At 66.3% G+C, this 23,625-nt stretch carries 21 protein-coding genes; 16 read left to right on the top strand and 5 right to left on the bottom strand.

What is annotated here, in order from left to right; all coding sequences use genetic code 11:
• Positions 1-138 precede the first annotated feature (138 nt).
• Positions 139-2,457, top strand: coding sequence for a YccS family putative transporter (gene yccS / locus CCD76_RS14350; RefSeq protein WP_087720129.1), 2,319 nt, complete (start codon positions 139-141; stop codon positions 2,455-2,457).
• 33 nt (positions 2,458-2,490) lie between these two features.
• Here the strand turns inward: yccS and recG are convergent, their stop codons facing one another.
• Entirely contained in the window at positions 2,491-4,569 is a 2,079-nt protein-coding gene (gene recG / locus CCD76_RS14345; protein WP_087720128.1) for an ATP-dependent DNA helicase RecG, read from the bottom strand.
• A complete protein-coding gene (locus CCD76_RS14340; protein ID WP_087720127.1) occupies positions 4,566-5,486 on the bottom strand; it encodes a hydrogen peroxide-inducible genes activator in 921 nt (306 codons plus the stop codon). The genes recG and CCD76_RS14340 overlap by 4 nt, the downstream gene beginning before the upstream one ends.
• A gap of 112 nt (positions 5,487-5,598) precedes the next feature.
• Here CCD76_RS14340 and CCD76_RS14335 point away from each other — a divergent pair, with 112 nt between their 5' ends.
• From CCD76_RS14335 to CCD76_RS14265, 15 genes are all read left to right on the top strand, one after another.
• Complete coding sequence (locus CCD76_RS14335; protein ID WP_087720126.1) at positions 5,599-6,477, top strand: NAD-dependent epimerase/dehydratase family protein; 879 nt, start codon at positions 5,599-5,601, stop codon at positions 6,475-6,477.
• A 251-nt stretch (positions 6,478-6,728) separates the two neighbouring features.
• Complete coding sequence (phnC, locus tag CCD76_RS14330; RefSeq protein ID WP_087720125.1) at positions 6,729-7,553, top strand: phosphonate ABC transporter ATP-binding protein; 825 nt, start codon at positions 6,729-6,731, stop codon at positions 7,551-7,553.
• 86 nt (positions 7,554-7,639) lie between these two features.
• Positions 7,640-8,683, top strand: a complete 1,044-nt coding sequence (gene phnD, locus CCD76_RS14325) for a phosphonate ABC transporter substrate-binding protein (RefSeq protein ID WP_087720124.1) — start codon at positions 7,640-7,642, stop codon at positions 8,681-8,683.
• Positions 8,684-8,777: 94 nt separating this feature from the next.
• Complete coding sequence (gene phnE / locus CCD76_RS14320; protein WP_071230465.1) at positions 8,778-9,572, top strand: phosphonate ABC transporter, permease protein PhnE; 795 nt, start codon at positions 8,778-8,780, stop codon at positions 9,570-9,572.
• A 34-nt stretch (positions 9,573-9,606) separates the two neighbouring features.
• Positions 9,607-10,362 carry a phosphonate metabolism transcriptional regulator PhnF gene (gene phnF / locus CCD76_RS14315; protein WP_179208936.1) on the top strand — a complete coding sequence of 252 codons (756 nt, stop codon included), beginning with the start codon at positions 9,607-9,609 and terminating at the stop codon, positions 10,360-10,362.
• The gene (phnG, locus tag CCD76_RS14310; protein WP_087720122.1) at positions 10,359-10,799 is read left to right on the top strand and encodes a phosphonate C-P lyase system protein PhnG; all 441 of its coding nucleotides are present in this window, start codon (positions 10,359-10,361) and stop codon (positions 10,797-10,799) included. Before phnF ends, phnG begins: the two co-directional genes overlap by 4 nt.
• Before the next feature lie 88 nt (positions 10,800-10,887).
• Positions 10,888-11,571 carry a phosphonate C-P lyase system protein PhnH gene (gene phnH / locus CCD76_RS14305; protein WP_071230527.1) on the top strand — a complete coding sequence of 228 codons (684 nt, stop codon included), beginning with the start codon at positions 10,888-10,890 and terminating at the stop codon, positions 11,569-11,571.
• Positions 11,571-12,695 carry a carbon-phosphorus lyase complex subunit PhnI gene (locus CCD76_RS14300; protein WP_071230462.1) on the top strand — a complete coding sequence of 375 codons (1,125 nt, stop codon included), beginning with the start codon at positions 11,571-11,573 and terminating at the stop codon, positions 12,693-12,695. Before phnH ends, CCD76_RS14300 begins: the two co-directional genes overlap by 1 nt.
• A gap of 1 nt (position 12,696) precedes the next feature.
• Positions 12,697-13,530: an alpha-D-ribose 1-methylphosphonate 5-phosphate C-P-lyase PhnJ gene (locus CCD76_RS14295; RefSeq protein WP_071230461.1), complete on the top strand. Its 834-nt coding sequence runs from the start codon at positions 12,697-12,699 to the stop codon at positions 13,528-13,530.
• Positions 13,527-14,387 carry a phosphonate C-P lyase system protein PhnK gene (locus CCD76_RS14290; RefSeq protein WP_071230460.1) on the top strand — a complete coding sequence of 287 codons (861 nt, stop codon included), beginning with the start codon at positions 13,527-13,529 and terminating at the stop codon, positions 14,385-14,387. Before CCD76_RS14295 ends, CCD76_RS14290 begins: the two co-directional genes overlap by 4 nt.
• 13 nt (positions 14,388-14,400) lie before the next feature.
• Positions 14,401-15,168, top strand: a complete 768-nt coding sequence (phnL, locus tag CCD76_RS14285; protein ID WP_071230459.1) for a phosphonate C-P lyase system protein PhnL — start codon at positions 14,401-14,403, stop codon at positions 15,166-15,168.
• Entirely contained in the window at positions 15,165-16,313 is a 1,149-nt protein-coding gene (locus CCD76_RS14280; protein ID WP_087720121.1) for an alpha-D-ribose 1-methylphosphonate 5-triphosphate diphosphatase, read from the top strand. Before phnL ends, CCD76_RS14280 begins: the two co-directional genes overlap by 4 nt.
• A 25-nt stretch (positions 16,314-16,338) precedes the next feature.
• On the top strand, positions 16,339-16,890 hold the full coding sequence (phnN, locus tag CCD76_RS14275) for a ribose 1,5-bisphosphokinase (protein WP_087720120.1): 552 nt from the start codon (positions 16,339-16,341) through the stop codon (positions 16,888-16,890).
• On the top strand, positions 16,887-17,642 hold the full coding sequence (gene phnP / locus CCD76_RS14270) for a phosphonate metabolism protein PhnP (protein ID WP_087720119.1): 756 nt from the start codon (positions 16,887-16,889) through the stop codon (positions 17,640-17,642). Before phnN ends, phnP begins: the two co-directional genes overlap by 4 nt.
• A gap of 9 nt (positions 17,643-17,651) precedes the next feature.
• Positions 17,652-18,314: a DapH/DapD/GlmU-related protein gene (locus CCD76_RS14265; RefSeq protein WP_087720118.1), complete on the top strand. Its 663-nt coding sequence runs from the start codon at positions 17,652-17,654 to the stop codon at positions 18,312-18,314.
• A gap of 2 nt (positions 18,315-18,316) precedes the next feature.
• Here the strand turns inward: CCD76_RS14265 and thpR are convergent, their stop codons facing one another.
• The 3 genes from thpR to CCD76_RS14250 form a co-directional block, all read right to left on the bottom strand.
• The gene (gene thpR / locus CCD76_RS14260; protein WP_179208935.1) at positions 18,317-18,841 is read right to left on the bottom strand and encodes an RNA 2',3'-cyclic phosphodiesterase; all 525 of its coding nucleotides are present in this window, start codon (positions 18,839-18,841) and stop codon (positions 18,317-18,319) included.
• Between the two features lie 87 nt (positions 18,842-18,928).
• The gene (locus CCD76_RS14255) at positions 18,929-22,111 is read right to left on the bottom strand and encodes an efflux RND transporter permease subunit (protein ID WP_087720116.1); all 3,183 of its coding nucleotides are present in this window, start codon (positions 22,109-22,111) and stop codon (positions 18,929-18,931) included.
• A gap of 299 nt (positions 22,112-22,410) precedes the next feature.
• A complete protein-coding gene (locus tag CCD76_RS14250; RefSeq protein ID WP_087720115.1) occupies positions 22,411-23,595 on the bottom strand; it encodes an efflux RND transporter periplasmic adaptor subunit in 1,185 nt (394 codons plus the stop codon).
• Positions 23,596-23,625 lie beyond the last annotated feature (30 nt).

Here is a 23,625-nt window from a genome sequence, read left to right as displayed (position 1 = left end):
TGCCGATAGGTGTAAAGACGTTATACTAAAGTCTAAATCCTGGTGGGGTTCTCTATTCGTTCATGGTCGGCGGCGTCTGTTCCCGGTATCGCGGGCGCGCTATCTTGACGGCACGACCACAATCCTGGAGAGACCGAGATTTCCGATTCGTTTTCCCACTCCCTGCGCCAGCTGTGGACGCTGGACAAGTTCGCCTACAGCTTCCGCGTGTTCCTGGCGTTCAGTGGCGCCATTGCGCTGAGCTGGTCCCAGGATCAGATCGCGCTCGCCATTCCGCTGTTCCTCGGCATCATCGCCAGCGCGCTCTCCGAGACCGATGACAACTGGGAAGGCCGCGTTCGGGCGCTGCTGGTCACGCTGATCTGTTTCCTGGTCGCCTCGTGCTCGGTGGAGCTGCTGTTCCCCTGGCCGTGGCTGTTCGCGCCCGGTCTGGCACTGTCGGCGTTTACCTTCATCATGCTCGGGGCCATCGAGCAGCGCTACGCCACCATCGCCTCGGCGACGCTGATCCTGTCGGTCTATTCGATGATCAATATCGAGCAGCACGGCGGCACCACCGACGGCAATTTCTGGCATCAGCCGCTACTGCTGGTCGGCGGTGCGGCCTGGTACGGGGCGATTTCGGTCGTCTGGTGTGCGCTGTTCTCGCGCCAGCCGGTCAAGCAGAGCATGGCGCAGCTCTACCGGGAGCTGGGCGAATATCTGATCATCAAGGCGACACTGTTCGAGCCGCTGCGCGGGGTCGATGTCGAAAGCCGTCGCGTTGCGCTGGCGCGCCAGAACGGCCGCGTGGTGACCGCGCTCAATCAGGCCAAGGAGATGATCTTCCGCCGGCTCGAGGGCCAGCGTGGCAGCCGCAAGCTCAACCGCTACCTGCGGCTCTATTTCATCGCCCAGGACATCCACGAGCGGGTCAGCGCCTCCCATTACCCCTATTCGGCATTGACCGAGACCTTCTTCCATCACGACGTGCTGTTTCGCTGCCAGCGGCTGCTCGACCAGCAGGGCCGGGCGTGCAAGCGGCTGGCCAAGGCGCTGCTGCTGCGCCAGCCCTTCGAGCACGGCCAGAGCGAGCAGGCGCTGGAGGATCTGCGGGCGTCGATCGTCTACCTGCGGGCGCAGCGCAATCCGGAATGGACCCCGCTGCTGCGCTCGCTGCAGGCACTGGGCCGTAACCTGGCGACACTGGAGGACCAGCTCTCCAGCGCCCACAACCCGGATGCGGTGGTCGATCAGAAGGACGCCAGCCTCCTCGACCGCTCGCCGCGCAGCTTCCGCGACGCCTGGGAGCGTATCCGCCTCAACCTGACGCCGGGATCGCCGACCTTTCGTCACGCGCTGCGCCTGTCGACCGCGCTGCTGGTGGGCTATGGCGTGCTGCACCTGGTTCACCCGACCCAAGGCTACTGGATCCTGCTGACCACGCTGTTCGTGTGTCGCCCGAACTTCGGCGCCACGCGCCGTTTCCTGCGCCAGCGCATCGTCGGCACGGTAGTCGGGCTGGTGGTGGGCTGGGCGCTGATCAGCCTGTTTCCGAACCCGCTGCTCCAGTCGCTGATTTCCGTGGTGGCCGGCGTCGTCTTCTTCGCCAATCGCGAGAAGCATTACGTCATCGCCACCGCCGCCATCACCACGCTGGTGCTGAGCAGCTTCAACCAGGTCGGCGACGGCTTCGACCTGATCCTGCCGCGGCTGATCGATACGCTGATCGGCGCGCTGATATCCGGCCTGGCGGTGTTCTTCATCCTGCCGGACTGGCAGGGGCGGCGCCTGCACAAGGTGGCCTCGACGGCGCTGACCAACAGCACGCTCTATTTGCGCGAGATCATCCACCAGTACGAGGCCGGCAAGCAGGACGACCTCGCCTACCGGCTGGCGCGCCGCAACGCCCACAACGCCGATGCCGCGCTCTCCACGGTGCTGGCCAACATGCTGCAGGAGCCCGGCCACTATCGTAAGAAGGACGCCGACGAGGGTTTCCGCTTCCTGGTCGTCTCCCACACGCTGCTCGGCTATCTCTCGGCGCTGGGAGCGCATCGGGGCGCGCTGGCGGCCAACGAGTCGAATGCCGAAAGCGATGCCGAGATCTATGCCGCCGCGCGGCGGATCGCGGATCGCTTCGACGCCATTGCCGCCAACCTGCAGTCGCGCCAGCCCATCGACGACCCCCGGGGCGAGCAGAACGCGCTGGTGGCGATCTTCGAGCAGGAGCCCACCGCCGCTCAGGACGACGCCGACGACGAGCGCCGCGTGATCCAGACTCAACTGCTGCACATCAGCCGCCAGCTGGTGCCGATGAGCGAAGCGGCGGCCCGGCTGATCGCGCGTCCGGTGGAGACGCCGGGCGAGGGCAAAAGTGGCGACGGAAAGGGTGGCGACGGAAAGGGTGACGACGGAAAAGATGACGAAGAGGACAGCGGCGAGAAGATTGGCGGCAAAGCCGCCGAGAATGCTTGAAATTCCTGAGCGCGCGGGCGTTACGGCCAGGCTTCACACCTGCCCGTAGCGCCCGGCTTCGTCGCCCAGCCAGCGCTGGATCAGCGGTGGCGCGGCGTCGGGGGCTTCCTCGAGCAGCGCCTGGGCCAGGGCGGTGACGGTATCCAGTAGGTCGCGGTCGCGCTCGAGATCGGCGATCTTCATCTGCGCCAGCCCGGTCTGGCGGGTGCCGAGCACTTCGCCGGGGCCGCGCAGTTCGAGGTCCTTTTCCGCCACCTTGAAGCCGTCGGTGGTGTCGCGCAGGATACCGAGCCGCTGGCGCGAATGGTTCGACAGCGGCGGGTGGTAGAGCAGCACGCAGTAGCTGTCGACGCTGCCGCGACCGACCCGGCCGCGGAGCTGATGCAGCTGGGAGAGCCCCAGCCGCTCCGGATTCTCGATGATCATCAGGCTGGCGTTGGGCACGTCGACGCCGACCTCGATCACCGTGGTGGCGACCAGCAGGTCCAGCTCGCCGCGCTTGAAGGCATCCATCACGTCGGCCTTTTCCTGCGCCTTCATGCGGCCGTGAACCAGTCCCACGTTGAGCTCCGGCAGCGCTTCCACCAGCGTGTCGCGGGTCACCTCCGCCGCCTGGCAGGTGAGCGCTTCCGACTCCTCGATCAGGGTGCAGACCCAGTAGGCCTGGCGGCCGTCGGCGCAGGCGTTGCGGATACGCTGGATCACTTCCGGGCGACGCTCGTCCGGCACCGCCACGGTATGTACCGGCGTGCGTCCCGGCGGCAACTCGTCGATCACCGACAGGTCGAGATCGGCGTAGGCGCTCATCGCCAGGGTGCGCGGGATCGGCGTGGCAGTCATGATCAGCTGATGCGGCGTCAGGCCGCCGGATTCGCCCTTCTGGCGCAGTGCGAGGCGCTGATGCACGCCGAATCGATGCTGCTCGTCGATCACCGCCAGCCCCAGGCGGTGGAAGACCACGTCGTCCTGAAACAGCGCGTGAGTGCCGACGGCGACCTGCACGCGGCCGTCGGCGATGGCGGCCTTGGTATCCAGGCGTGCCTTGCCCTTGAGCTTGCCGGCCAGCCAGCCCACTTCGATCCCCAGCGGTTCGAGCCAGGCCCGAAACTGGCGAAAGTGCTGCTCGGCGAGAATCTCGGTGGGCGCCATCACCGCCGCCTGACAGCCGCCGGCGATGGCGTTCAGCACCGCCATGGCGGCGACCACGGTCTTGCCCGAACCGACATCGCCCTGCACCAGCCGCAGCATCGGTACTTCCCGCTCCAGGTCCCGTCCGATCTCCTCCAGCACCCGGCGCTGTGCCTGGGTCAGCGAGAACGGCAACTGGGTCAGAAAGCGCGCCTGCAGGTTGCTGCTGGCCGCGAGCCGGGGCGCGCCATCGGTCTGAATGCGCAGGCGGACCTGGCGCAGGCTCAACTGATGGGCCAGCAGCTCTTCCAGCGCCAGGCGCCGCTGTGCGGGATGGCGGCCATCGGCCAGCCGTTCCTGCGGCGCGTCCGGCGGTGGTTCGTGCAGATAGCGCACCGATTCGATCAGCCCCGGCAGCCGAAAACGACCGCGCAGCGGTTCGGGAATCCACTCCGGCAGGCTTTCGGGCGCCTGTTCGAGCCGCTTCAGCGCCTGCTGGATCAAGGCGCGCAGGCGCGGCTGCGCCAGCCCTTCGGTGGCGGGATAGATCGGGGTCAGGTGTTCGTCCACCGGCGTCGCTTCGCTCTGGATGAGACGATATTCCGGGTGATAGATCTCGAGCCCGGTGCTGCCGGCGCGGGCCTCGCCGAAGCAGCGCACCTGCACGCCCTTGGCGAACTGCTGCTGCTGGGCCGGCGAGAAATGGAAAAAGCGCAGGCTGAGGATGCCGGTGCCGTCCTTGAGGCGGACCAGCAGGCTGCGCCGACGGCCGCGGACGACCTCGGCAGCGCTGACCTCGCCTTCGACCACGGCCTCGGTGCCGGCACGCAGGGTGCCGATGGGCGTGATTCGTGTCCGGTCCTGATAGCGCAGCGGCAGATGGAAAAGCAGGTCGACGACGTGCTCGATGCGCAGCCGGGCCAGCTTGCCGGCCAGGGCCTCGCCGACGCCGGAGAGGTCGGTTACCGGCGCATCGAGGCTCATGCGGCCTCGACGTCGCTACCCTGGATTTTATCGATCGCCTGAATCAGTGCGTCGATCGCCTTGGGCCGCGGGAAACTGGCGCGCCATGCCAGCGCGACGCTACGCGTGGGGGCACTGCCCTTGAACGGCCGACTCTCCAGCAGGCCGTTTTCATAATGATTGGTGCCGATCGCCAGCTTCGGCAGCACGGTGATGCCCAGGCCGGAGGCGACCATGTGACGGATGGTCTCCAGCGAGCCGCCTTCGGCGATCAGGGTGTTCGACGGGTTGTTGAGCTGCGCGCTGATCGCCGGGCAGGCCTCCAGAATCTGGTCCCGGAAGCAGTGACCCTCGCCGAGCAACAACAGCCGTTCGGTGAGCAGATCCTCCTTGGCGATCGCCGCCTTCTCCGTCCATGGATGGCCGGCCGGCAGCAGCACCTCGAATGGCTCTTCGTAGAGCGTCTTGGTGACTACGTCGGACTCGTTGAACGGCAGCGCCACGAAGATGGCATCGAGTTCGCCGCTGCGCAGCTTGCGCCGCAGCACGCCGGTGAAGCTCTCCTCGATATAGAGCGGCATCTGCGGTGCGATGCGCGACAGCGCCGGAATCAGATGCGGAAACAGATAGGGGCCGATGGTATAGATGGCACCGATCCGCAGCGGGCTGATCAGCTGGTCCTTGCCTTCGGTGGCCATCTCCCGGATCAGCGTGGCCTGCTCCAGCACGCGGTGTGCCTGCTCGACGATCCGCTCGCCCAGCGGGGTCACCTGAACGGTGGATTTGGAGCGTTCGAACAGGGCGATGCCGAGTTCGTCCTCGAGTTTCTTGACGGCCACCGACAGCGTCGGCTGGGAAACGAAGCAGCGTTCGGCGGCGCGGCCGAAGTGGCGCTCCTGGGCCAAGGTTACGATGTAGCGGAGTTCTGTTAGAGTCATTGGCTGGGACCGGAAGGCTCCCTGTCGCACGAAGTCAGTGTGTGGTTCTCGAGGTCATTCGCGTCCTCAGGGACGAATCATCAAGGACGTTTTACCAAGAGGCTAGGGAAAGGTGAAGAAAACTACGCTAATTCTCGGCTGTGGCGATATCGGCACCCAGCTCGGGAAGCAGTTGATCGATGCCGGTCATCGCGTGATCGGCGCACGCCGCAACGTCGGCGCGCTCGCCGGCACCGGGATCGAAGCGGTGGCGCTGGACGTGACCGACGAAGCCGCGCTGGCGGCACTGCCGGACGCCGACTTCATCGTCTACGCGGTGACGGCGGACCGGTTCGAGGAGTCGGCCTACGAGGCGGCATATCCGATCGGCCTGAAGGCGGTTCTGCAGGCGTTCGGCGCCCGCGAGAAGCCGCCCGAGCGGGTCCTTTTCGTCTCCTCGACCAGCGTCTATGCCCAGCAGGGCGGCGAAGAGGTGGACGAGACCTCGGTGACCGAACCCCACGGTTTCTCGGGGGTACTGATGCGTGAGGCCGAGCAGGCGCTGCTCGCACACGATCTGCCGGGCACGACTATCCGCTTCTCGGGAATCTACGGCCCGGGTCGCGACCGGCTAATCCGCCAGGTGAGCGAAGGCCGTATCGCCGCCTCCAACCCGCCAATGTACTCCAATCGCATTCATCGCGACGACTGCGCGGGCGTGATCGCCCACCTGATCCAGCTGGCGCTGGAAGGCAAGCCGCTGGAGCCGGTCTATCTCGCCAGCGATTGCGATTCGGCACCGCTGCACGAGGTGATGGCCTGGATCGCCGGGCGACTCAAGGTCGAGACGCCGGACGTCATCCAGTCACCGCTGCGTCGCCGTTCCAGCAAGCGCTGCAACAACCGGCTGCTGCTCGATTCCGGCTACACGTTCCGCTATCCCACCTTCCGAGAAGGTTACGAGGACGTGCTCAGACAGGGCGGTTTCCTGCCCGCCACGGAAAGCGCCTGACGCCCGGCCGGCGGCCGACATCGTCTTGTGCTGGATGTGACGATTCGACGACGAATTCGTGTCAGCGCGATGACGGCCGCCGCCAACCTGCTGATACTCCTCATAAAGCGCCCACGGGCGCTTTTTTCGTGGCGTTTTTTGCCCCCGTCCTTGTCACCGTTTCTTAATTGTCTAGATAAATAACCGTCACACGACGTCGCCAGACTGTGTCCAACCTTTTCGGGTTCCAAACACTTTCCGGGACGAATCGTATGACCGCCATCATTAGCGTCGAACGGCTCGACAAATCCTTCGGCAACCACGCCGCGCTGCGCGAGGTGGGTTTCGAGATCGCCAGCGGCGAAATGGTCACCCTGATCGGGCCGTCGGGCTCCGGCAAGTCGACCCTGCTGCGCCATCTCATCGGTCTGACCCGTGCCGACCGCCAGTCGCACGGTCACGTCAGAGTGCTGGATCGCGACGTGCAGCGCCAGGGACGACTGGTCGGCGCGCGTCGCGAACAGCGCCGTCGTGCCGGCTACATCTTCCAGCAGTTCAATCTCGTCGGCCGCCTGAGCGTGCTGACCAACGTGCTGATCGGCCACCTCGGGGCGATGCCGCGATGGCGGGCGCTGACGGGCCGCTTCACCCAGCACGAACGGGATCTGGCGCTGCGCGCACTCGAGCGGGTCGGCATCGTCGGTCTCGCCCACCAGCGCGCCAATACCCTTTCCGGCGGCCAGATGCAGCGCGTCGCCATTGCCCGGGCGCTGGTCCAGGAGGCCGAAGTGATCTTCGCCGACGAGCCGATCGCTTCCCTCGATCCGCGTAGCGCCCGCGAGGTGATGGAGATTCTTCAGCGCATCAATCGCGAGGACGGCCGCACCATCGTCGTCACTCTGCATCAGGTCGATGTCGCGCGCCGCTACTGCCGCCGCGCCATCGCCCTCAAGCAGGGGCGGCTCTACTACGACGGGCCGATCGAAGGCCTCACCGACAGCCGCCTGCAGGCGCTCTACGAGAACGCCGGTCTCGACGAGCTCGAATCCCGTCAGCCCGATCATCGGATGGCGGCGCCACTGCATGCGGTGGGCTGAGCCGAGCGAGCTCTGCAGGAAAACCGACATACCCACGACCGATCCCTGACCATCGATCACCAACCCCGACGCTTCGAGGAAACGACATGATCTCATCCCGTCTACGCCGTGCGGCCCTGCCGCTGATCGCCGGACTCGGCCTGTTCGGCACCACGCTGGCCGTCAGTTCGGCCCAGGCCGCCGACGAGCCGCTGCGCTTCGGCATCATCTCCACCGAATCGAGTTCCAACCAGTCGACCCAGTGGCAGCCGTTTCTGGATGACATGTCCGAGGCGTTGGGCGTCGAGGTCCAGCCGTTCTTCGCCACCGACTACGCCGCGGTGATCCAGGCGATGCGCTTCGACAAGGTCGATCTCGCCTGGTACGGCAACAAGTCGGCAATGGAAGCAGTCGATCGCGCCGGTGGCGAGATCTTCGCCCAGACCGTCGCCGCCAATGGCGCGCCGGGCTACTGGAGCCTGATGATCGTCAACAAGGAGAGCCCCTACGACTCGGTCGACGAAGTGCTGGATCACGCCGGCGAGCTGACCTTCGGCAACGGCGATCCCAACTCCACCTCGGGCTATCTGGTACCGGGCTACTACGTCTTCGCCAAGAACCACGTCGATCCCGCCACCGCGTTCAAGCGCACGCTCAATTCCAATCACGAGACCAATGCGCTGACCGTGGCCAACGGCCAGGTCGATGTCGCGACGTTCAACACCGAAAGCATGGAGCGCCTGGAGATCACCCATCCCGACAAGGCCGACCAGCTCAAGGTGATCTGGAAGTCGCCGCTGATCCCCTCCGACCCGCTGGTCTGGCGCACCAATCTGCCGCAGGAAACCAAGGACGAGCTGCGCCAGTTCTTCCTGAGCTACGGCGATACCGACAAGCAGAAGCAGATTCTCGAGCCGCTGCAGTGGTCCGGTTTTGCCGCTTCCGACAACGACCAGCTGCTGCCGATCCGTCAGCTCGCCCTGTTCAAGCAGCGCGCCCAGCTCGCCGCCGACGATTCGATCGATGCCGAGGAGAAGCAGCAGCAACTCGCGGATATCGACGCTCGCCTCGAATCGCTGAACCAGCGCATGGACGCCCGCGAAGCCGCGCAGGCCAAGCAGGCCGACAACACCACGGCAATGGCCAACTGAGGTTCCGCTCCCGGCCGGCGGCAGATCAGCTCTTCGACCTGCCGCCGGCGATCGAGCCCCGATCCTCATCGATCTCTTCGTCAGGACAACGCACATGCAAAGCGCCTCTTCCCTCGACATGCAAGCTCGCGCCGGCAAGCGCAGTTGGACCACGCTGCTGGGCTGGGCGGTTGCCGCAGGCGTGCTCGGCTGGGCCTGGCAGGGCGCCGAAATGGCCCCGGGCCTGCTGGTCAGCAACGCCGGCAACATGGCCACGCTCGCCGCCGACTTCGTGCCGCCGACCTTCGGCAGCCTCGATCACTACATCGACCAGATGCTGGTGACCATCCAGATCGCGATCTGGGGCACGCTGCTGGCGGTGCTGTTCGCCATTCCGTTCGGCCTGCTCTCCTCGGACAACCTGGCACCGTGGTGGATCAACCAGCCGGTACGACGCCTGATGGATGCGTGCCGCGCGATCAACGAACTGGTCTTCGCGATGCTGTTCGTGGTCGCCGTCGGCCTGGGGCCGTTCGCCGGCACCATGGCGCTGTTCGTCCACACCACCGGCGTGCTCGCCAAGCTGTTCTCGGAAGCGGTGGAAGCCACCGATGCCGGGCCGATGGAAGGCGTTCGCGTCACCGGCGCCGGGCGGCTGGAAGAGATCATCTTCGGCCTGATTCCCCAGGTTCTGCCGCTGTGGATCTCGGTCAGCCTGTACCGTTTCGAGTCCAACATTCGCTCGGCCACGGTGCTCGGCATGGTCGGCGGCGGTGGGATCGGCGTCTCGCTTTGGGAAACCATGCGCGGATTCCAGTACACCGAGACCGCCACGATCATGCTGGTGATCATCGTTGCCGTCACTTTGCTCGATATGGCGTCGCAGCGTGTTCGCAAACGCTTCATCTGATGCCGGGGCTTCCCCCGGTTTTTTGGGTCCGATGATGTCTAGACAAATTTTGACGATGCCGCGCTACCGCGAACTGGCCGAGGAGCTGGTGCGCGAAGTTCGCGCCGACTACGCCCCCGGCGATCTGCTGCCGACCGAGGCCCAGTTGGCCAAGCGCTTCGCGGTCAATCGCCACACGGTACGCCGGGCGCTGGACGAGCTGGTCGCCGCCGGCCTGGTGACGCGCCACCAGGGACGCGGCACTCAGGTGGTGGATCGACGTCTCGACTACGCCGTCAGCGCCGGTAGCAAGGTGACCCAGAATCTGGCCGGCCTCGGTCTGCCTTCGAATACCTGCTGTCTCGAACAGGGGTTCGTGACGCCTCCCGAGGCGATCGCGCTGCGTTTCGGACGGCCCGCCGACGAGCCGCTGCTGCGGGTCGATACCGTGCGCTACGTCGACGATGCCCCGCTGATGCGGCTGCGCCACTGGTTCGATCCCGAGCGCGTGCCGGGCTGGCTGGAGCGCTATCGCGGCGGTTCCACCCGCGCCCTGCTGGGTCAGCACTATGGCCTGCGGCTTCACCGACGCCGGGTGCGCATCGATGCCGCAACCGCCACCCGCGACGACGCCCGCTGGCTGCAGTGTCCGCTCAACGCACCGCTGCTGCTGATGACCAGCGAAAACACCGATGCCGACGGCGCGCTGGTGGAAATCTCGATGGGCCGGGCGCGCGCCGACCGGCTCTCCTATCACGTTGATTTCGACATCGACCCCATGGATTTCGACACCGACGAGGTTGCGTCATGAACGACACATCACGAGGCGCGCGTCAGCGGCTGCTGGCGCTCTCCACCCGCGAGCGAATAGAGGCGTGCTGGACGGCGCTCGATGCAGTGCCCGCACATCGCTGCGTACGCGGCCCGGAAACCGGCATGGCGATGCTCAAGGGCCGCACCGGCGGTACCGGCAACGCCTTCCATCTCGGCGAGATGACCCTGACCCGCGCCAGCGTCGCCCTCGATGACGGCACCCTCGGCCACGGCTGGGTGCGGGGCCGTGACCACCGCCACGCCGAGCTGATCGCACTGGCCGATGCCGTCGCCCAGCACGCCGAATGGCAGCAGAAGCTCGAGACGCACGTACTCGCGCCGCTGGCCGAGGAACTGGCCGAGCGTCAGCGCCGCGATGCCGCCACCGCCGCCGCCACCCGCGTCGACTTCTTCACCCTCGTACGTGGTGAATAGGTACGTGGCGAGTGAGCACGTGGTGAATGAGTACGTGGCGAGTGAGCACGGGCGAATGACGATGGAGGAAGTGACGATGGACAAAGCAATGACGGTAAAGACGGAAACGACGAGGGATCTCGTCTGGCCTGGGCTGGCCGACCCCGCCCACGACAGTCAGCGTCTGTTTCGCCAGATTCTCGGCGCGCTTTCCGAGCCGGGCACGCTGACCACGCTGGCACTGCCGGCACCGCCCCAGGTGGCGCCGAGTGACGCGCTGGGCGCCGCACTGTGGGGCGTGGTGCTGACGCTTTGCGACCTCGAGACACGCGTCTGGATCGCCGCCGACCTCGACTCGCCGGCCCTGCGCGAGGCGCTGACCTTCCACACCGGCGCGCGAATCACCGATGACCCGGCGAGTGCCGATTTCGCGCTGCTGACCCACGAGTCCTTCGATCCGCAGACACCTTTCGCGGTGGGCAGCGACACCTATCCCGATCGCGGTACCACGCTGCTGGTCGCCGTCGAGCGGCTGGAAAACGATTCGAACGGTGCCGACGACGCAGACCACGGCTGGCGGCTCAGCGGCCCCGGCATCGCCGAGTCGCGGGTGCTCGATATCGGTGACGGCGCCGGCTGCCGGGCACTGATGACTCGCCTGGCCGGCAACCGTGCCAGCTTTCCGCAGGGGCTGGACGCCATCTTCGGCTGCGGCGCGCAGCTGGCGGCGATTCCCCGCAGCACCCGAATTGCGAGTGTCGAGGCTCGCGCCGATTCTCAGGAGACGAACTGATGTACGTAGCCGTCAAGGGAGGCGAGCAGGCGATTGCCAACGCCCATCGCTGGCTGGCCGACCGCCGCCGCGGCGATCGCGATCGCCCGGAACTGGAGGTCGCCCAGGTCGGTGACCAGCTGCGGCTGGCCGTCGACCGGGTGATGAGCGAAGCCTCGCTCTACGATCCCGAACTCGCCGCGCTCGCATTCAAGCAGGCCAGCGGCGATCTCACCGAAGCCGTGTTCCTGCTGCGCGCCTATCGCACCACGCTGCCGCGACTGGCGGTCAGCGAGCCGCTCGACACCGCCAGCATGCGCATCGAGCGCCGCATCAGCGCCACCTACAAGGACATCCCCGGCGGCCAGATTCTGGGGCCGACCTACGACTACACCCACCGCCTGCTCGACTTCCTGCAGCTGGCCGGTGCCGAGGTGCCGGCCGCCGAGATTCGCGAAGAGGTTACCGAAGCCGAGGCGTGCCCGCAGATTCTGGAGCTGCTCAACGACGAAGGCCTGGTGGAGCAGGAGATCGACGACGGCAGTGAGCCTGCGGACATCACCCGCGATCCGCCCGATTACCCGATGGACCGTGCCGCCCGGCTGCAGATGCTGGCCCGCGGCGACGAGGGCTACCTGCTGGCGCTGGGGTACTCCACCCAGCGCGGCTACGGCCGCAACCACCCGTTTGCCGGCGAGATTCGCCTGGGTCAGGTGGAGGTCGAGATCCACGTCGACGAGTGGGACGAGACGATCTGCGTCGGCGAGATCGCGTTGAGCGAGTGCCAGATGATCAACCAGTTCGGCGGCTCGCGCGAGGCCGCACCGCAGTTCACGCGCGGTTACGGCCTCGCCTTCGGCCACAACGAGCGCAAGACCATGGCGATGGCGCTGGTCGATCGCGCCCTGCGCGCCGAGGAGCTGGGCGAGCCGATCATCGGCCCCGCCCAGCAGGCGGAGTTCGTGCTGGCCCACGCCGACAGCGTCGACGCCTCCGGCTTCGTCTCGCACCTGAAACTGCCGCACTACGTCGACTTCCAGTCCGAGCTCGATCTGCTGCGCCGTCTGCGACGCGAGCATGCCGCACGCCAGGCTGAACTCGACGGCACCCGCGACACCGCCAGCCCCCAGCAGGAGGAGCGCTAACGTGGACGGTTATAACTTCGCGTATTTGGACGAACAAACCAAAAGGATGATCCGCCGCGCGCTGCTCAAGGGGGTGGCGATTCCCGGCTATCAGGTACCGTTCGGCGGACGCGAGATGCCGATGCCCTACGGCTGGGGCACCGGCGGTGTGCAGCTCACCGCGAGCATTCTCGGTGCCTACGACATTCTCAAGGTGATCGACCAGGGTGCCGACGACACCACCAATGCGGTCAGTATCCGCCACTTCTTCCAGCGCGTGGCCGGCGTCGAGACCACCACCGCCACCACCGCGGCGGACGTCATCCAGACCCGCCACCGGATTCCCGAGACGCCGCTGCGAAGCGGCCAGATCCTGGTGTTCCAGGTGCCGATTCCCGAGCCGCTGCGCTTCATCGAGCCCAGCGAGCAGGAGACGCGGCTGATGCACGCGCTGGAGGAGTACGGCGTGATGCACGTCAAGCTCTACGAGGACATCGCCCGCTACGGCCATATCGCCACCACCTACGCCTACCCGGTCAAGGTGGACGGGCGCTACGTGATGGACCCGTCGCCGATCCCCAAGTTCGACAACCCCAAGCTCGACGGCAACCCGGCGCTGATGCTGTTCGGCGCCGGTCGCGAGAAGCGGCTTTACGCGATCCCGCCCTACACCCGGGTCGAGAGCCTCGACTTCGAGGACCATCCGTTCGAGGTCCAGAGCTGGGAGCACACCTGTGCGCTGTGCGGCAGCGATCACAGCTATCTCGACGAAGTGATCACCGATGACAAGGGCGGGCGGATGTTCGTCTGCTCCGATACCGACTACTGCCAGACGCGACGGGGAGAGGTGGCATGAAGAAGCCGGCACTGGAGCGCCCGGTCCTGCTGGACGTTCAGGACATCACCCGCCTCTACGGTCCCGGCAAGGGCTGCGAGGCGATCGATTTTCAACTGCATGCCGGCGAGGTGCTGGGCATCGTCGGCGAATCCGGCTCCGGCAAGTCGACGCTGTTGCGCGTGCTCGCCGGGATGGAAGCGCCCGATGCGGGACGCGTGGTCTATCGAAGGGCTATTCACGAGTCCGAAGCCGCTCGAGCCGGCGCCGGAGAAGACGTGCTGGATAAGGGAGAGTTGGAGAGGGATGAGGCCGAGCTCGATCTCTACGCCATCGGCGAGGCACGGCGTCGAGCACTGCTGCGTCTCGAATGGGGGCTGGTGCACCAGAACCCCCGCGATGGCCTGCGGATGGGCGTTTCCGCCGGGGCCAATATCGGCGAGCGGCTGATGGCCCAGGGCCAGCGCCACTACGGTCAGTTGCGTGCCACCGGCCAGGAGTGGATGCGCCAGGTCGAGCTCGACCCCGGTCGTATCGACGACGCCCCGCGCACCTTCTCCGGCGGCATGCAGCAGCGCCTGCAGATCGCCCGCACCCTGGTCACCCGGCCGCGTCTTGTGTTCATGGACGAGCCCACCGGCGGGCTCGACGTCTCGGTGCAGGCGCGCCTGCTCGACATGCTGCGCACGCTGGTACGCCAACTGGGCCTTTCGGTGGTGCTGGTCACCCACGACCTCGCCGTGGCGCGCCTGCTCGCTCACCGCCTGATGGTGATGCGCCGCGGCCAGGTGGTCGAGGCCGGCCTTACCGACCAGATCCTCGACGATCCGCAGCACGCGTATACGCAGCTGCTGGTTTCATCCGTGCTGACACCTTGAGGGAGGAATTCCGATGCTTTCCGAGACTAGCGCTTCCCCGAAACGCGCCCGACCTCGCCTCACGGTGGATGGGCTGCACAAACGGTTCCTGCTGCACGGCCAGGGCGGGCTCGAGATCGACGTGATGCGCGATCTCTCGCTGACCCTCGACGCCGGCGAATGCCTGGTGCTTGCCGGTCGCAGCGGTATCGGCAAGAGCACGCTGCTGAAGATGCTTCACGGCGACTATCGCATCGACCGCGGGCACATCCGGCTGCATTTCGAGGATGGCGAACTCGACCTCGAGACGTTGCCGGCCTACGCCTGGCACGGCCTGCGCCGGGACGTGATCGGCTACGTCAGCCAGTTTCTGCGCGTGGTACCGCGGGTCGCCGCCGTCGATGTGGTGATGGAGCCGCTGCTGGCGCGTGGTGCCGACGAAAACGAGGCCCGCCAGCGCGCCGAGACGCTGCTGGCCCGGCTCAACCTGCCCGAGCGACTGTGGCAGCTGCCGCCCGGCACCTTCTCCGGCGGCGAGCAGCAGCGCGTCAACATCGCCCGCGGCTTCATCGGCGAGCATCCGCTGCTGCTGCTCGACGAACCCACCGCGTCGCTGGACGCCACCAATCGCGACGTGGTGATCACCCTGATCGGCGAGGCCAAGGCCCGCGGCGCGGCGATGCTCGGCATTTTCCACGACGAGGACGTGCGCGAGCGCGTCGCCGATCGCCTGCTGCCGCTGGACGATAGTCTCGGCGCCCGCGCTTCCGTTACCCAGAACACTCAGGAGACGCTGTCATGAGCACGCAGGAACAGGTACTGACCAACGCCAGGCTGGTGCTCGACGACGAGGTGATCGACGGCACGCTGGTGATCCGCGACGGCCGGATCGCCGCCATCGACCATGGCGCGAGCCAGACCGGGGGCGCCGTCGATTGCGAAGGCGACACGCTGCTGCCAGGGCTGGTCGAGCTGCACACCGACAACATGGAAAAGTATTTCCAGCCGCGACCCAAGGTCGAATGGCCGGGACGTCAGGCGGCGCTGGCCCACGACGCCCAGATGGCGGCCAGCGGCATCACCACCGTGTTCGATGCGGTCTCGATCGGTGACGTCGACGAGCAGAGCATGCGCCACCGGGCACTGGACGAGATGTGCCATGCCCTGTCGCAGATCGTTCACGACGGTCTGGCGCGGGTCGATCATCGTCTGCACCTGCGCTGTGAGGTGAGTCACCCGAACACGCTGGTGCGCTTCGGCGAGCTGTCGTCGTCACCGCTGCTGGGCCTGGTCTCGCTGATGGATCACGCCCCCGGCCAGCGCCAGTTCGCCAGCCTCGAGGCGTATCGCGTCTACTATCAGGGCAAGTACCAGCTCGATGACGCGGCGATGAACGCCTTCATGGCGACCCAGATCGACAACAGCCAGCGCTACAGCGCCGAGCATCGCCGCGCCATCGCGGCCAGCTGTCGCGAACGGGGCCTGGCGATCGCCAGCCACGACGACGCCACCGTCGAGCACGTCGCCGAAAGCCATGAATATGGCACCCGAGTCGCGGAGTTCCCCACCACCCGCGAAGCGGCGGAGGCCTCCCACCGTGCCGGCATGGCGGTGATGATGGGCGCACCCAACGTCGTCCGCGGCGGCTCCCACTCCGGCAACATCGCCGCTGCCGATCTGGTCGAGCTGGGCGTGCTGGATATCCTGTCATCGGATTACTACCCGGCGGCGCTGCTCGACGCGGTGTTCAAGGTGGCGGCGATGGAGAACGGCTACGCGCTGCCCCGGGCGGTCGCCACCGCGACACGCATACCGGCCGAAGCGGTAGGCCTGACCGATCGTGGGCGCCTGGCGCCGGGGCTCCGTGCCGATCTGTTGCGGGTGCGATTGATCGACGATCATCCGGTGGTGCAGAGAGTTTGGTCTGCGGGTAGACAGGTCCATTGATGGCGTATTTTTCGAGAGGTCCGAGATGTCGCGTCTGATCTACGTCATGGGCGCCAGCGGCGTCGGCAAGGACAGCCTGCTGCGCGAGCTGGCACGACGGCGCCCGGACGCGCTGGTGGCGCATCGCTACATCACGCGCGCCAGCGGCGGGGCGGAGAACTGCATCGAACTCTCCCGCGAGGCATTTCACTGGCGGCGGGAGCAGGGGCTGTTCTGCCTATCTTGGAGCGCGCATGGGCTCGACTACGGCGTCGGGATCGAGATCGAAGCGTGGCTGGCGGCGGGGCACACGGTGGTGCTCAACGGCAGCCGGCGAGCGCTGGAGCGCGCCCGTCGACGCTTCGGCGCGGCCCTGATGCCGGTTCTGGTCGTGGCGGATGTCGAGGTGCTGCGCCGGCGTCTGATCGCTCGCGGGCGCGAGACGCCGGCCGAGATCGAGGCGCGGCTGGCGCGCGGCGGCGGTGAGGATGCGCTGGGCGATATTGCGCGAATCGACAACGGCGGCGAGCTGGCGCATGGCGTGAAGGCGCTCGAAGCCTGGCTCGACGCCACGCCCGTAGCGGACGGTCCGGCGTGAAGCTGCGCTTTTCGGGTACCGGTGACAGCGGACAGGTTCCCTGCTTCGGCTGCGACTGCCTGGCCTGCCAGCGGGCGCGGCTGCTGAGCTGCCACCGCCGCGAGCCCTGTTGCGGCGAGATCGAACTCGATGGCGACCTGATTCTGATCGACGCCGGCCGCATGGATCTGGCCGCCCGCTGCGAGCGTCAGCGCCCGGCCGCCATCCTGTTGACCCACTATCACGCCGATCATGTGCAGGGGCTGTTGCATCTGCGCTGGGGCCGGGGCGAATCGATTCCGGTCTACGGTCCCAAAGATCCTCAAGGCTGTGCCGATTTGCACAAGAACCCCGGCATTCTCGACTTCCAGCCCGGCCTGAAGCCGTTTCGGCCCTTGCAGCTGGGCCGGCTCGAGGTCACGCCGCTGCCGCTGAATCACAGCAAGCCGACGCTGGGCTACGCGCTCTCCGACGGCGTCAATCGGCTGGCCTGGTTGTGCGATACCGTGGGCTTGCCCGGCGCCACCGAAAGCTTCCTGACCGAATGGCGGCCGCATGGCGTGGTGATCGATGCCACCCATCCGGATTCCTACATTGCGCCCCGCAACCACAACAACGTCGCCATGGCGCTGGAGATCATCGAGCGAATCCAGCCGTCTCGCGCCTGGCTGACGCACATCAGTCACGAACTGGACGCCGACTTCCTGGCAACGTCGCGAACCCTGCCGGAAGGCGTGGAGTTGGCTGCCGATGGCAGCGACATTCTTTTCTGAGAGGGATTCATGTCTTCACAGCCCGTTTCCCGGCGCTTGAGCGCCGCCCCCACCAGCGCGCCCACGGCGAAACTCCACGAGAGTCGCCTGGGCGCCTGGACCGAGGTGGGCGACCGCTGCGTCTTCAACCACGTCACGCTCGGCGACTACAGCTATGTCGAGCGCGATTGCGACCTGATGTTCACCGAGATCGGCAGATTCACGTCGATCGCCTCCAGCGTGCGCATCAATCCCAGCAATCACCCCTGGTGGCGGCCGACGCTGCACCATTTCAGCTACCGCCCCGGCAAGTTCGGCTTCGCCGGCAGCGACCAGGGCGTCGACGACCGGATCTTCGACTGGCGCGCCGAGGATCGTGTCGTGATCGGTCACGATGTCTGGATCGGCCACGGTGCCATCGTGCTGCCCGGCGTCACCATCGGCAATGGCGCCATCGTCGGTGCCGGTAGCGTGGTGACCAAGGACGTTGACGCCTACACCATCGTCGTCGGCAACCCCGCTCGCCCGCTGCGCCCACGCTTCGAGGATCCCGAAACCGTGGCACGCCTGGAGGCGCTGGCCTGGTGGGACTGGCCCCACGAGCGGCTGGCCCGCATGCTGCCACTATTTCAGGGCGATACCGGGGCGTTTCTCGAAGCCGTCGAGGGCGAGTCGCGTCCATCATCGCCATGATCTCAGCCGATGTTGTCAGCCAGCGTCCGATAGCGCGAGCCGCCGTTGCCGAGCTGCGACTCCACTAGGGCGAGATGATCGAAGCGCCAGCGGATCGACGTGGGCAGCCGTGACTGGGGTGCCGCACGGTCGGCCTGGCGTACCAGGCTGACGTGCGGGGTGAATTCACGTTGCGGCGCGGTGAAGCCGTGGCGGGACAGCGCCTGCCAGAGCTCGGCATTGAGCGTCATGAGTATGTCATTCGGCGTCTGGCTGCCGGCCCAGACGATGCGGGGCTTGGGGAAATGCCCGAGCCGATCCAGCGTCCACTCGCCCTGCAGCGCCGGCCACGCTCGGGTCAGATCGACGAGTGCCTCCAGCCGCGGGGCGTCGACACTGCCCAGAAACGCCAGCGTGATGTGCATGTTCTCCGCTGGCAGCGGGTAGCCGCCGCAGAGTGGCGCCAGGCGTTCGGCCTCGTCGGCCAGTGCCTGGCGACTGGCGTCGTCGGGCCACAGGGCAAAAAAGAGTCGGCGAGAAACGGTCACGATGTCGGCTCCCGGTGGCGTAGACAGCAGGGTGGCGCATCGTATCCCTCCTTGCCAACGGTTGGCTGGTGTGGCCCTGCCCCTCGATCACGCAGGGTCGTTTTTCGGCCGATGATCTTCGCCTTCCATCGTCGAGCCGTGATCCTGGCTGAGCGGGCCGGCCAGCTTGCGCAGCGCGACGTAGAAGACTGGCGTCAGGAACAGGCCGAACAGGGTCACACCAAGCATCCCGGCGAACACCGCGATCCCCAGCGCCTGACGCACCTCGGCCCCGGCGCCGTGACCCAGCGCCAGCGGTATCACCGCCGCGGTGAAGGTGATCGAGGTCATGATGATCGGGCGCAGTCGCAACCGGCAGGCCTCCAGCGCCGCTTCCACCACGCCGCGCCCCTGGAATTCGAGCTCGCGGGCGAATTCGACGATCAGGATGGCGTTCTTGCAGGCCAGTCCGATCAGGACCACCAGGCCCACCTGGACGAAGACGTTGGTATCGCCGCCGGAGATTCTGACGCCGACGAGTGCCGACAGCAGGCACATCGGCACGATCAGGATCACCGCCAACGGCAGTGTCCAGCTTTCGTAGAGCGCCGCCAGCACCAGGAACACCAGCAGTACCGCCAGCGGGAACACCACCAGCGCGGCATTGCCCTGGGTGGACTGCTGATAGCTGAGGTCGGTCCATTCGAAGTCGATGCCATCCGGCAGTACCCGTGCGCCGATATCGGTCAAGACGCTCATCGCCTGGGGCGAGGAGAGCACCCGCGGGTCGGCTTCGCCGGCCAGGTCCGCCGCCGGGTAGCCGTTGAAGCGCAGCACCGGATCGGGGCCGAAGCTCTGGTGGATATCGATCATCGAGCCGATCGGCACCATCTCGCCCTGGGCGTTGCGGGTACGCAGCCTGGCGATATCCTCGACGCTGTCGCGATAGGGGGCGTCGGCCTGGGCGATCACCTGCCAGGTGCGGCCGAAATTGTTGAAATCGTTGACATAGGTGGAGCCCAGATAGGTCTGCAGGGTATCGAACAGATCGCTCACCGCCACGCCCTGGGTCTTGGCCTTGAGTCGGTCCACCTCGGCATCGAGCTGGGGCACGTTGGCCTGATAGCTGGTGATCGGATAGCTCATGCCTGGCGTCTGCACCACCGCGCCCTGGAAGGCGGTCACTGTCTCCTGCAGCGGGCCGTAGCCGAGCCCGCCGCGGTCCTCGATGAACAGCTGATAGCCGGAGCCATTGCCCAGCCCGAGGATTGGCGGCGGCATGAACGAGAACGCGATGCCGTCCTTGAGACCACTGATCTTGCCGGCGATCTCGGCGTTGATCTCCGCCGCGGTACGGGTGCGCTGATCGAACGGCTTCAGGGTCAGAAACGCCAGCCCGGTATTGGCGGTGTTGGTGAACTGCAGCGCGTTGAGTCCCGGGAACGAGATCGCATGTTCGACGCCGTCGGTCTCCATGGCGATATCCACCACCTGGCGCAGCAGGTCATCGGTACGATCCAGCGAGGCGCCCTCCGGCAGCTTCACGCCGGCGATCAGGTACATCTTGTCCTGCACCGGAATGAACCCCGGCGGCACCAGTTGGAACAGATAACCGGTGGACCCCAGCAGGACCAGGTAGATCACGAACACCGCGCCGCGACGGCGCAGGCTGCTCGATACCACGCCCTGATAGCGCCTGGAGCTGGCGTTGAAGAAACGGTTGAACGGTCGGAACAGCCAGCCGAACAGGAAGTCTATCACCCGGGTCAGGCGGTCCTTGGGCGCGTCGTGGGGCTTGAGCAGCATGGCGGCCAGTGCCGGTGACAGCGTCAGCGAGTTGATGGTGGAGATCACCGTGGAGATGGCGATGGTGACCGCAAACTGACGATAGAACTGGCCGGTCACGCCGGAGAGGAACGCCATCGGCACGAACACCGCGCACAGCACCAGGCCGATGGCGACGATCGGCCCTGACACCTCGCGCATCGCCTGATGCGCGGCGGCACGTGGCGCCAGCCCCTGGCCGATGTTGCGCTCCACGTTCTCTACCACCACGATGGCGTCGTCGACGACGATGCCGATGGCGAGCACCAGCCCGAACAGCGTCAGGGTGTTGATCGAATACCCCAGCAGCAACAGCACCGAGAAGGTACCCACCACCGAGACCGGCACCGCCAGCAGCGGAATGAGCGATGCGCGCCAGGTCTGCAGGAACAGCGTCACCACCAGCACCACCAGCAGTATCGCCTCCAGCAGCGTCTGGATTACCGAGCGGATCGAGTCGCTGACGAACAGCGTGGTGTCGTAGACGGTGCGATACTCCACACCCGGCGGGAACTGGGTGGCCAGTTCGTCCATGGTCCGGACCACCTGGTCGCGGATCTGCAGGGCGTTGGCACCGGGCGACTGGAAGATGCCGATCGCCACCGCGTCCTTGCCATCCAACCTGGAGCGCAGGGTGTAGTCGCCCGCGCCCATCTCGAGCCGAGCGACATCACGGAGTCGCAGGATCTCGCCATCCTCGCCGACCTTGAGCACGATGTTGCCGAATTCCTGCTCGGTGGACAGACGGCCCTTGGCGTTGATCAGGGTGAGGAAGTCGCTTTCCGGCATCGGCTCGGCGCCGATCTGCCCGGCGGAGACCTGGACATTCTGTTCGCGCATGGCGTCGACCACGTCGCCGGCGGTGAGGCCATGGGAGGCGATGCGGTCGGGATCCAGCCAGGCGCGCATGGCGTAATCGCCGCCGCCGAACAGCTGCGCCTCGCCGACACCGGAAATCTTCGCCAGCTGGTCGCGCACGTGCAGGCGCGCGTAGTTGCGCAAGTAGAGGGTGTCGTAGCTGTCATCCGGCGAGACCAGATGCACCACCATCAGAAAGGTGGGGGACTGCTTCTGGGTGGTCACACCCTGCCGCCTCACCGCTTCCGGCAAACGCGCCAGCGCCTGGCTGACCCGGTTCTGGACGCGCACGGTGGCCTGTTCGGGATCGGTCCCGGGCTGGAAGGTGATGGTCATCTGCAAGACGCCATCGGAACCGGCCACGGACTTGAAGTACATCATGTCCTCGACGCCGGTGATCGCCTCCTCCAGCGGCGTCGCCACGGTTTCCGCGATCTCCTTGGGGTTGGCTCCCGGGTAGGTGGTGCGCACCAGCACCGACGGCGGCACCACCTCCGGATATTCGCTGACCGGCAGGTTGGGAATGGAAATCGCCCCCACCGCGAAGATGACGATGGAGAGCACCGCCGCGAAGATCGGCCGGTCCACGAAAAAGCGGGAAAAATTCATGACGACTGGCTCCTGGGCGGCGGGGACGATGCCCGCCGCGTCTTGTCGTTCCGGGGGGAGAGGCGCTTGGGAGAGGCGCTTTCGAGAGTGAAACGCCGGGAAGCGCTGGGGTGTGTACGAAAAGTCGGCGAGCGACGACCAGCCCTAGGCCCGTTCCCTACGGGCCAACGCACTTCCCACCTCCCTGTGGGTCGCAAGGCAAAAAATCAGCGAAAAGACGGAGTTTACGGGTGTAAATGAGTACTTTGAGCTGATTTTTAACGCCGTATGGCCGAGCACAGGCAGTTTTCGTACAAAGCCTAGGGTTGGTTGATGGCGACGTCGTTGCTCATGCTCGCCTCACGCATGGCGATCGGGTTCGGCGCGACGGGCATGCCGGGAGCGAACACCTTCTGGGTGCCGTTGACGATTACCCGCTCGCCGGCCCGGAGGCCTTCGCGAACCACCACCAGATCACCCACTTCACGGCCGAGCTGCACCTGACGGGGCATCACGGTGTCGTCGTCGCCGACCACGTAGACGAAACGCCTATCCTGATTGGCGAGCACCGCCTTGCGATTCACCAGCATCGCCTCGTCGAGCTGAGCCACGGGCATCTCCACGCGCGCGAACTGGCCGGGCCTGAAGGCGCCATCCGGGTTGGATAGAACTGCGCGATAGCGCAGCGTGCCGGTATCCGCGTTGATCTGGTTGTCCACGAAATCCAACTGTCCCTGGTGGGGGAAGCCTGTCTCGCCGGTCAGGCCGATATGCAGCGTGGCGGCCTTGCCCTGGGCCAGGAGCGTCTGCGCGCTCAGCGCCTCGGCTTCGTTGCTGTCGAAGTAGACATACAGGGGATCCACCGACACCAGCGTGGTCAGCACCGACTGGTCGGCACTGGCGAGGTTGCCCTGGGTGATCATGGCGCGGCCGGTGCGCCCGGTCACCGGGGCGGTAATACGCGTATATTGCAGATCCAGTTCGGCACTGCTCAGCGTGGCCTCGGCTTCCGCTGCCTGTGCCCGGGCGTTGAGCGCCGCCGCCTGGCGCTGATCGTGCTGTTCTCGGGAGATCATGTTTTTCTGGATCAGCTGGCGGGATCGGCCGGCCTCGACCTCGGTAAGCCGACGCTGGCTCTGCGCCTGAGCCAACGATGCCTTGGCGGCCTGGACGCGAGCCTCGTAGGGCCGGGGGTCGATACGGAATAGCAGGTCACCCGACTCGACCCGCTCGCCTTCCTCGAAGGCGACCTCGTCGATGTAGCCGCTCACCCGTGGCCGGACCTGTACGGTCTGGGGTGACACTACGCGGCCGGTGAAAGTCTCGCGCAGCGTGACCGGCTCCACCAGTACCGTGGCCACATCGACTTCCGGAGGCGGCGGCGCACTGGCGGTTTCCGCCTCGCCATGGGCATCGCAGCCGGTCAGCAGCGCGATGAAGAGCGCCACGCCCAGACCATGGCACAGGCTCGTCTTCGATACGCGTTTCTTGTCGAGCTTGTTCATTTGTAACTATTCAGGTCACGCTGCCTGATC

Source organism: Salinicola salarius (assembly GCF_002179555.1).
GTDB classification, from domain to species: domain Bacteria; phylum Pseudomonadota; class Gammaproteobacteria; order Pseudomonadales; family Halomonadaceae; genus Salinicola; species Salinicola salarius_A.
This window is presented reverse-complemented; position numbering and strand designations above follow the sequence as displayed.

Excerpts from the sequence above, each read along its gene's own strand:
- phnN (WP_087720120.1), top strand. The coding sequence starts at position 16,339 with ATGTCGCGTCTGATCTACGTCATGGGCGCCAGCGGCGTCGGCAAGGAC.
- CCD76_RS14255 (WP_087720116.1), bottom strand. The coding sequence starts at position 22,111 with ATGAATTTTTCCCGCTTTTTCGTGGACCGGCCGATCTTCGCGGCGGTG.
- recG (WP_087720128.1), bottom strand. The coding sequence starts at position 4,569 with ATGAGCCTCGATGCGCCGGTAACCGACCTCTCCGGCGTCGGCGAGGCC.
- CCD76_RS14340 (WP_087720127.1), bottom strand. The coding sequence starts at position 5,486 with ATGACTCTAACAGAACTCCGCTACATCGTAACCTTGGCCCAGGAGCGC.
- CCD76_RS14290 (WP_071230460.1), top strand. The coding sequence starts at position 13,527 with ATGAAGAAGCCGGCACTGGAGCGCCCGGTCCTGCTGGACGTTCAGGAC.
- phnE (WP_071230465.1), top strand. The coding sequence starts at position 8,778 with ATGCAAAGCGCCTCTTCCCTCGACATGCAAGCTCGCGCCGGCAAGCGC.
- phnL (WP_071230459.1), top strand. The coding sequence starts at position 14,401 with ATGCTTTCCGAGACTAGCGCTTCCCCGAAACGCGCCCGACCTCGCCTC.
- phnG (WP_087720122.1), top strand. The coding sequence starts at position 10,359 with ATGAACGACACATCACGAGGCGCGCGTCAGCGGCTGCTGGCGCTCTCC.
- phnC (WP_087720125.1), top strand. The coding sequence starts at position 6,729 with ATGACCGCCATCATTAGCGTCGAACGGCTCGACAAATCCTTCGGCAAC.
- CCD76_RS14280 (WP_087720121.1), top strand. The coding sequence starts at position 15,165 with ATGAGCACGCAGGAACAGGTACTGACCAACGCCAGGCTGGTGCTCGAC.
- phnD (WP_087720124.1), top strand. The coding sequence starts at position 7,640 with ATGATCTCATCCCGTCTACGCCGTGCGGCCCTGCCGCTGATCGCCGGA.
- phnF (WP_179208936.1), top strand. The coding sequence starts at position 9,607 with ATGTCTAGACAAATTTTGACGATGCCGCGCTACCGCGAACTGGCCGAG.
- CCD76_RS14250 (WP_087720115.1), bottom strand. The coding sequence starts at position 23,595 with ATGAACAAGCTCGACAAGAAACGCGTATCGAAGACGAGCCTGTGCCAT.
- CCD76_RS14300 (WP_071230462.1), top strand. The coding sequence starts at position 11,571 with ATGTACGTAGCCGTCAAGGGAGGCGAGCAGGCGATTGCCAACGCCCAT.
- CCD76_RS14265 (WP_087720118.1), top strand. The coding sequence starts at position 17,652 with ATGTCTTCACAGCCCGTTTCCCGGCGCTTGAGCGCCGCCCCCACCAGC.
- phnH (WP_071230527.1), top strand. The coding sequence starts at position 10,888 with ATGACGGTAAAGACGGAAACGACGAGGGATCTCGTCTGGCCTGGGCTG.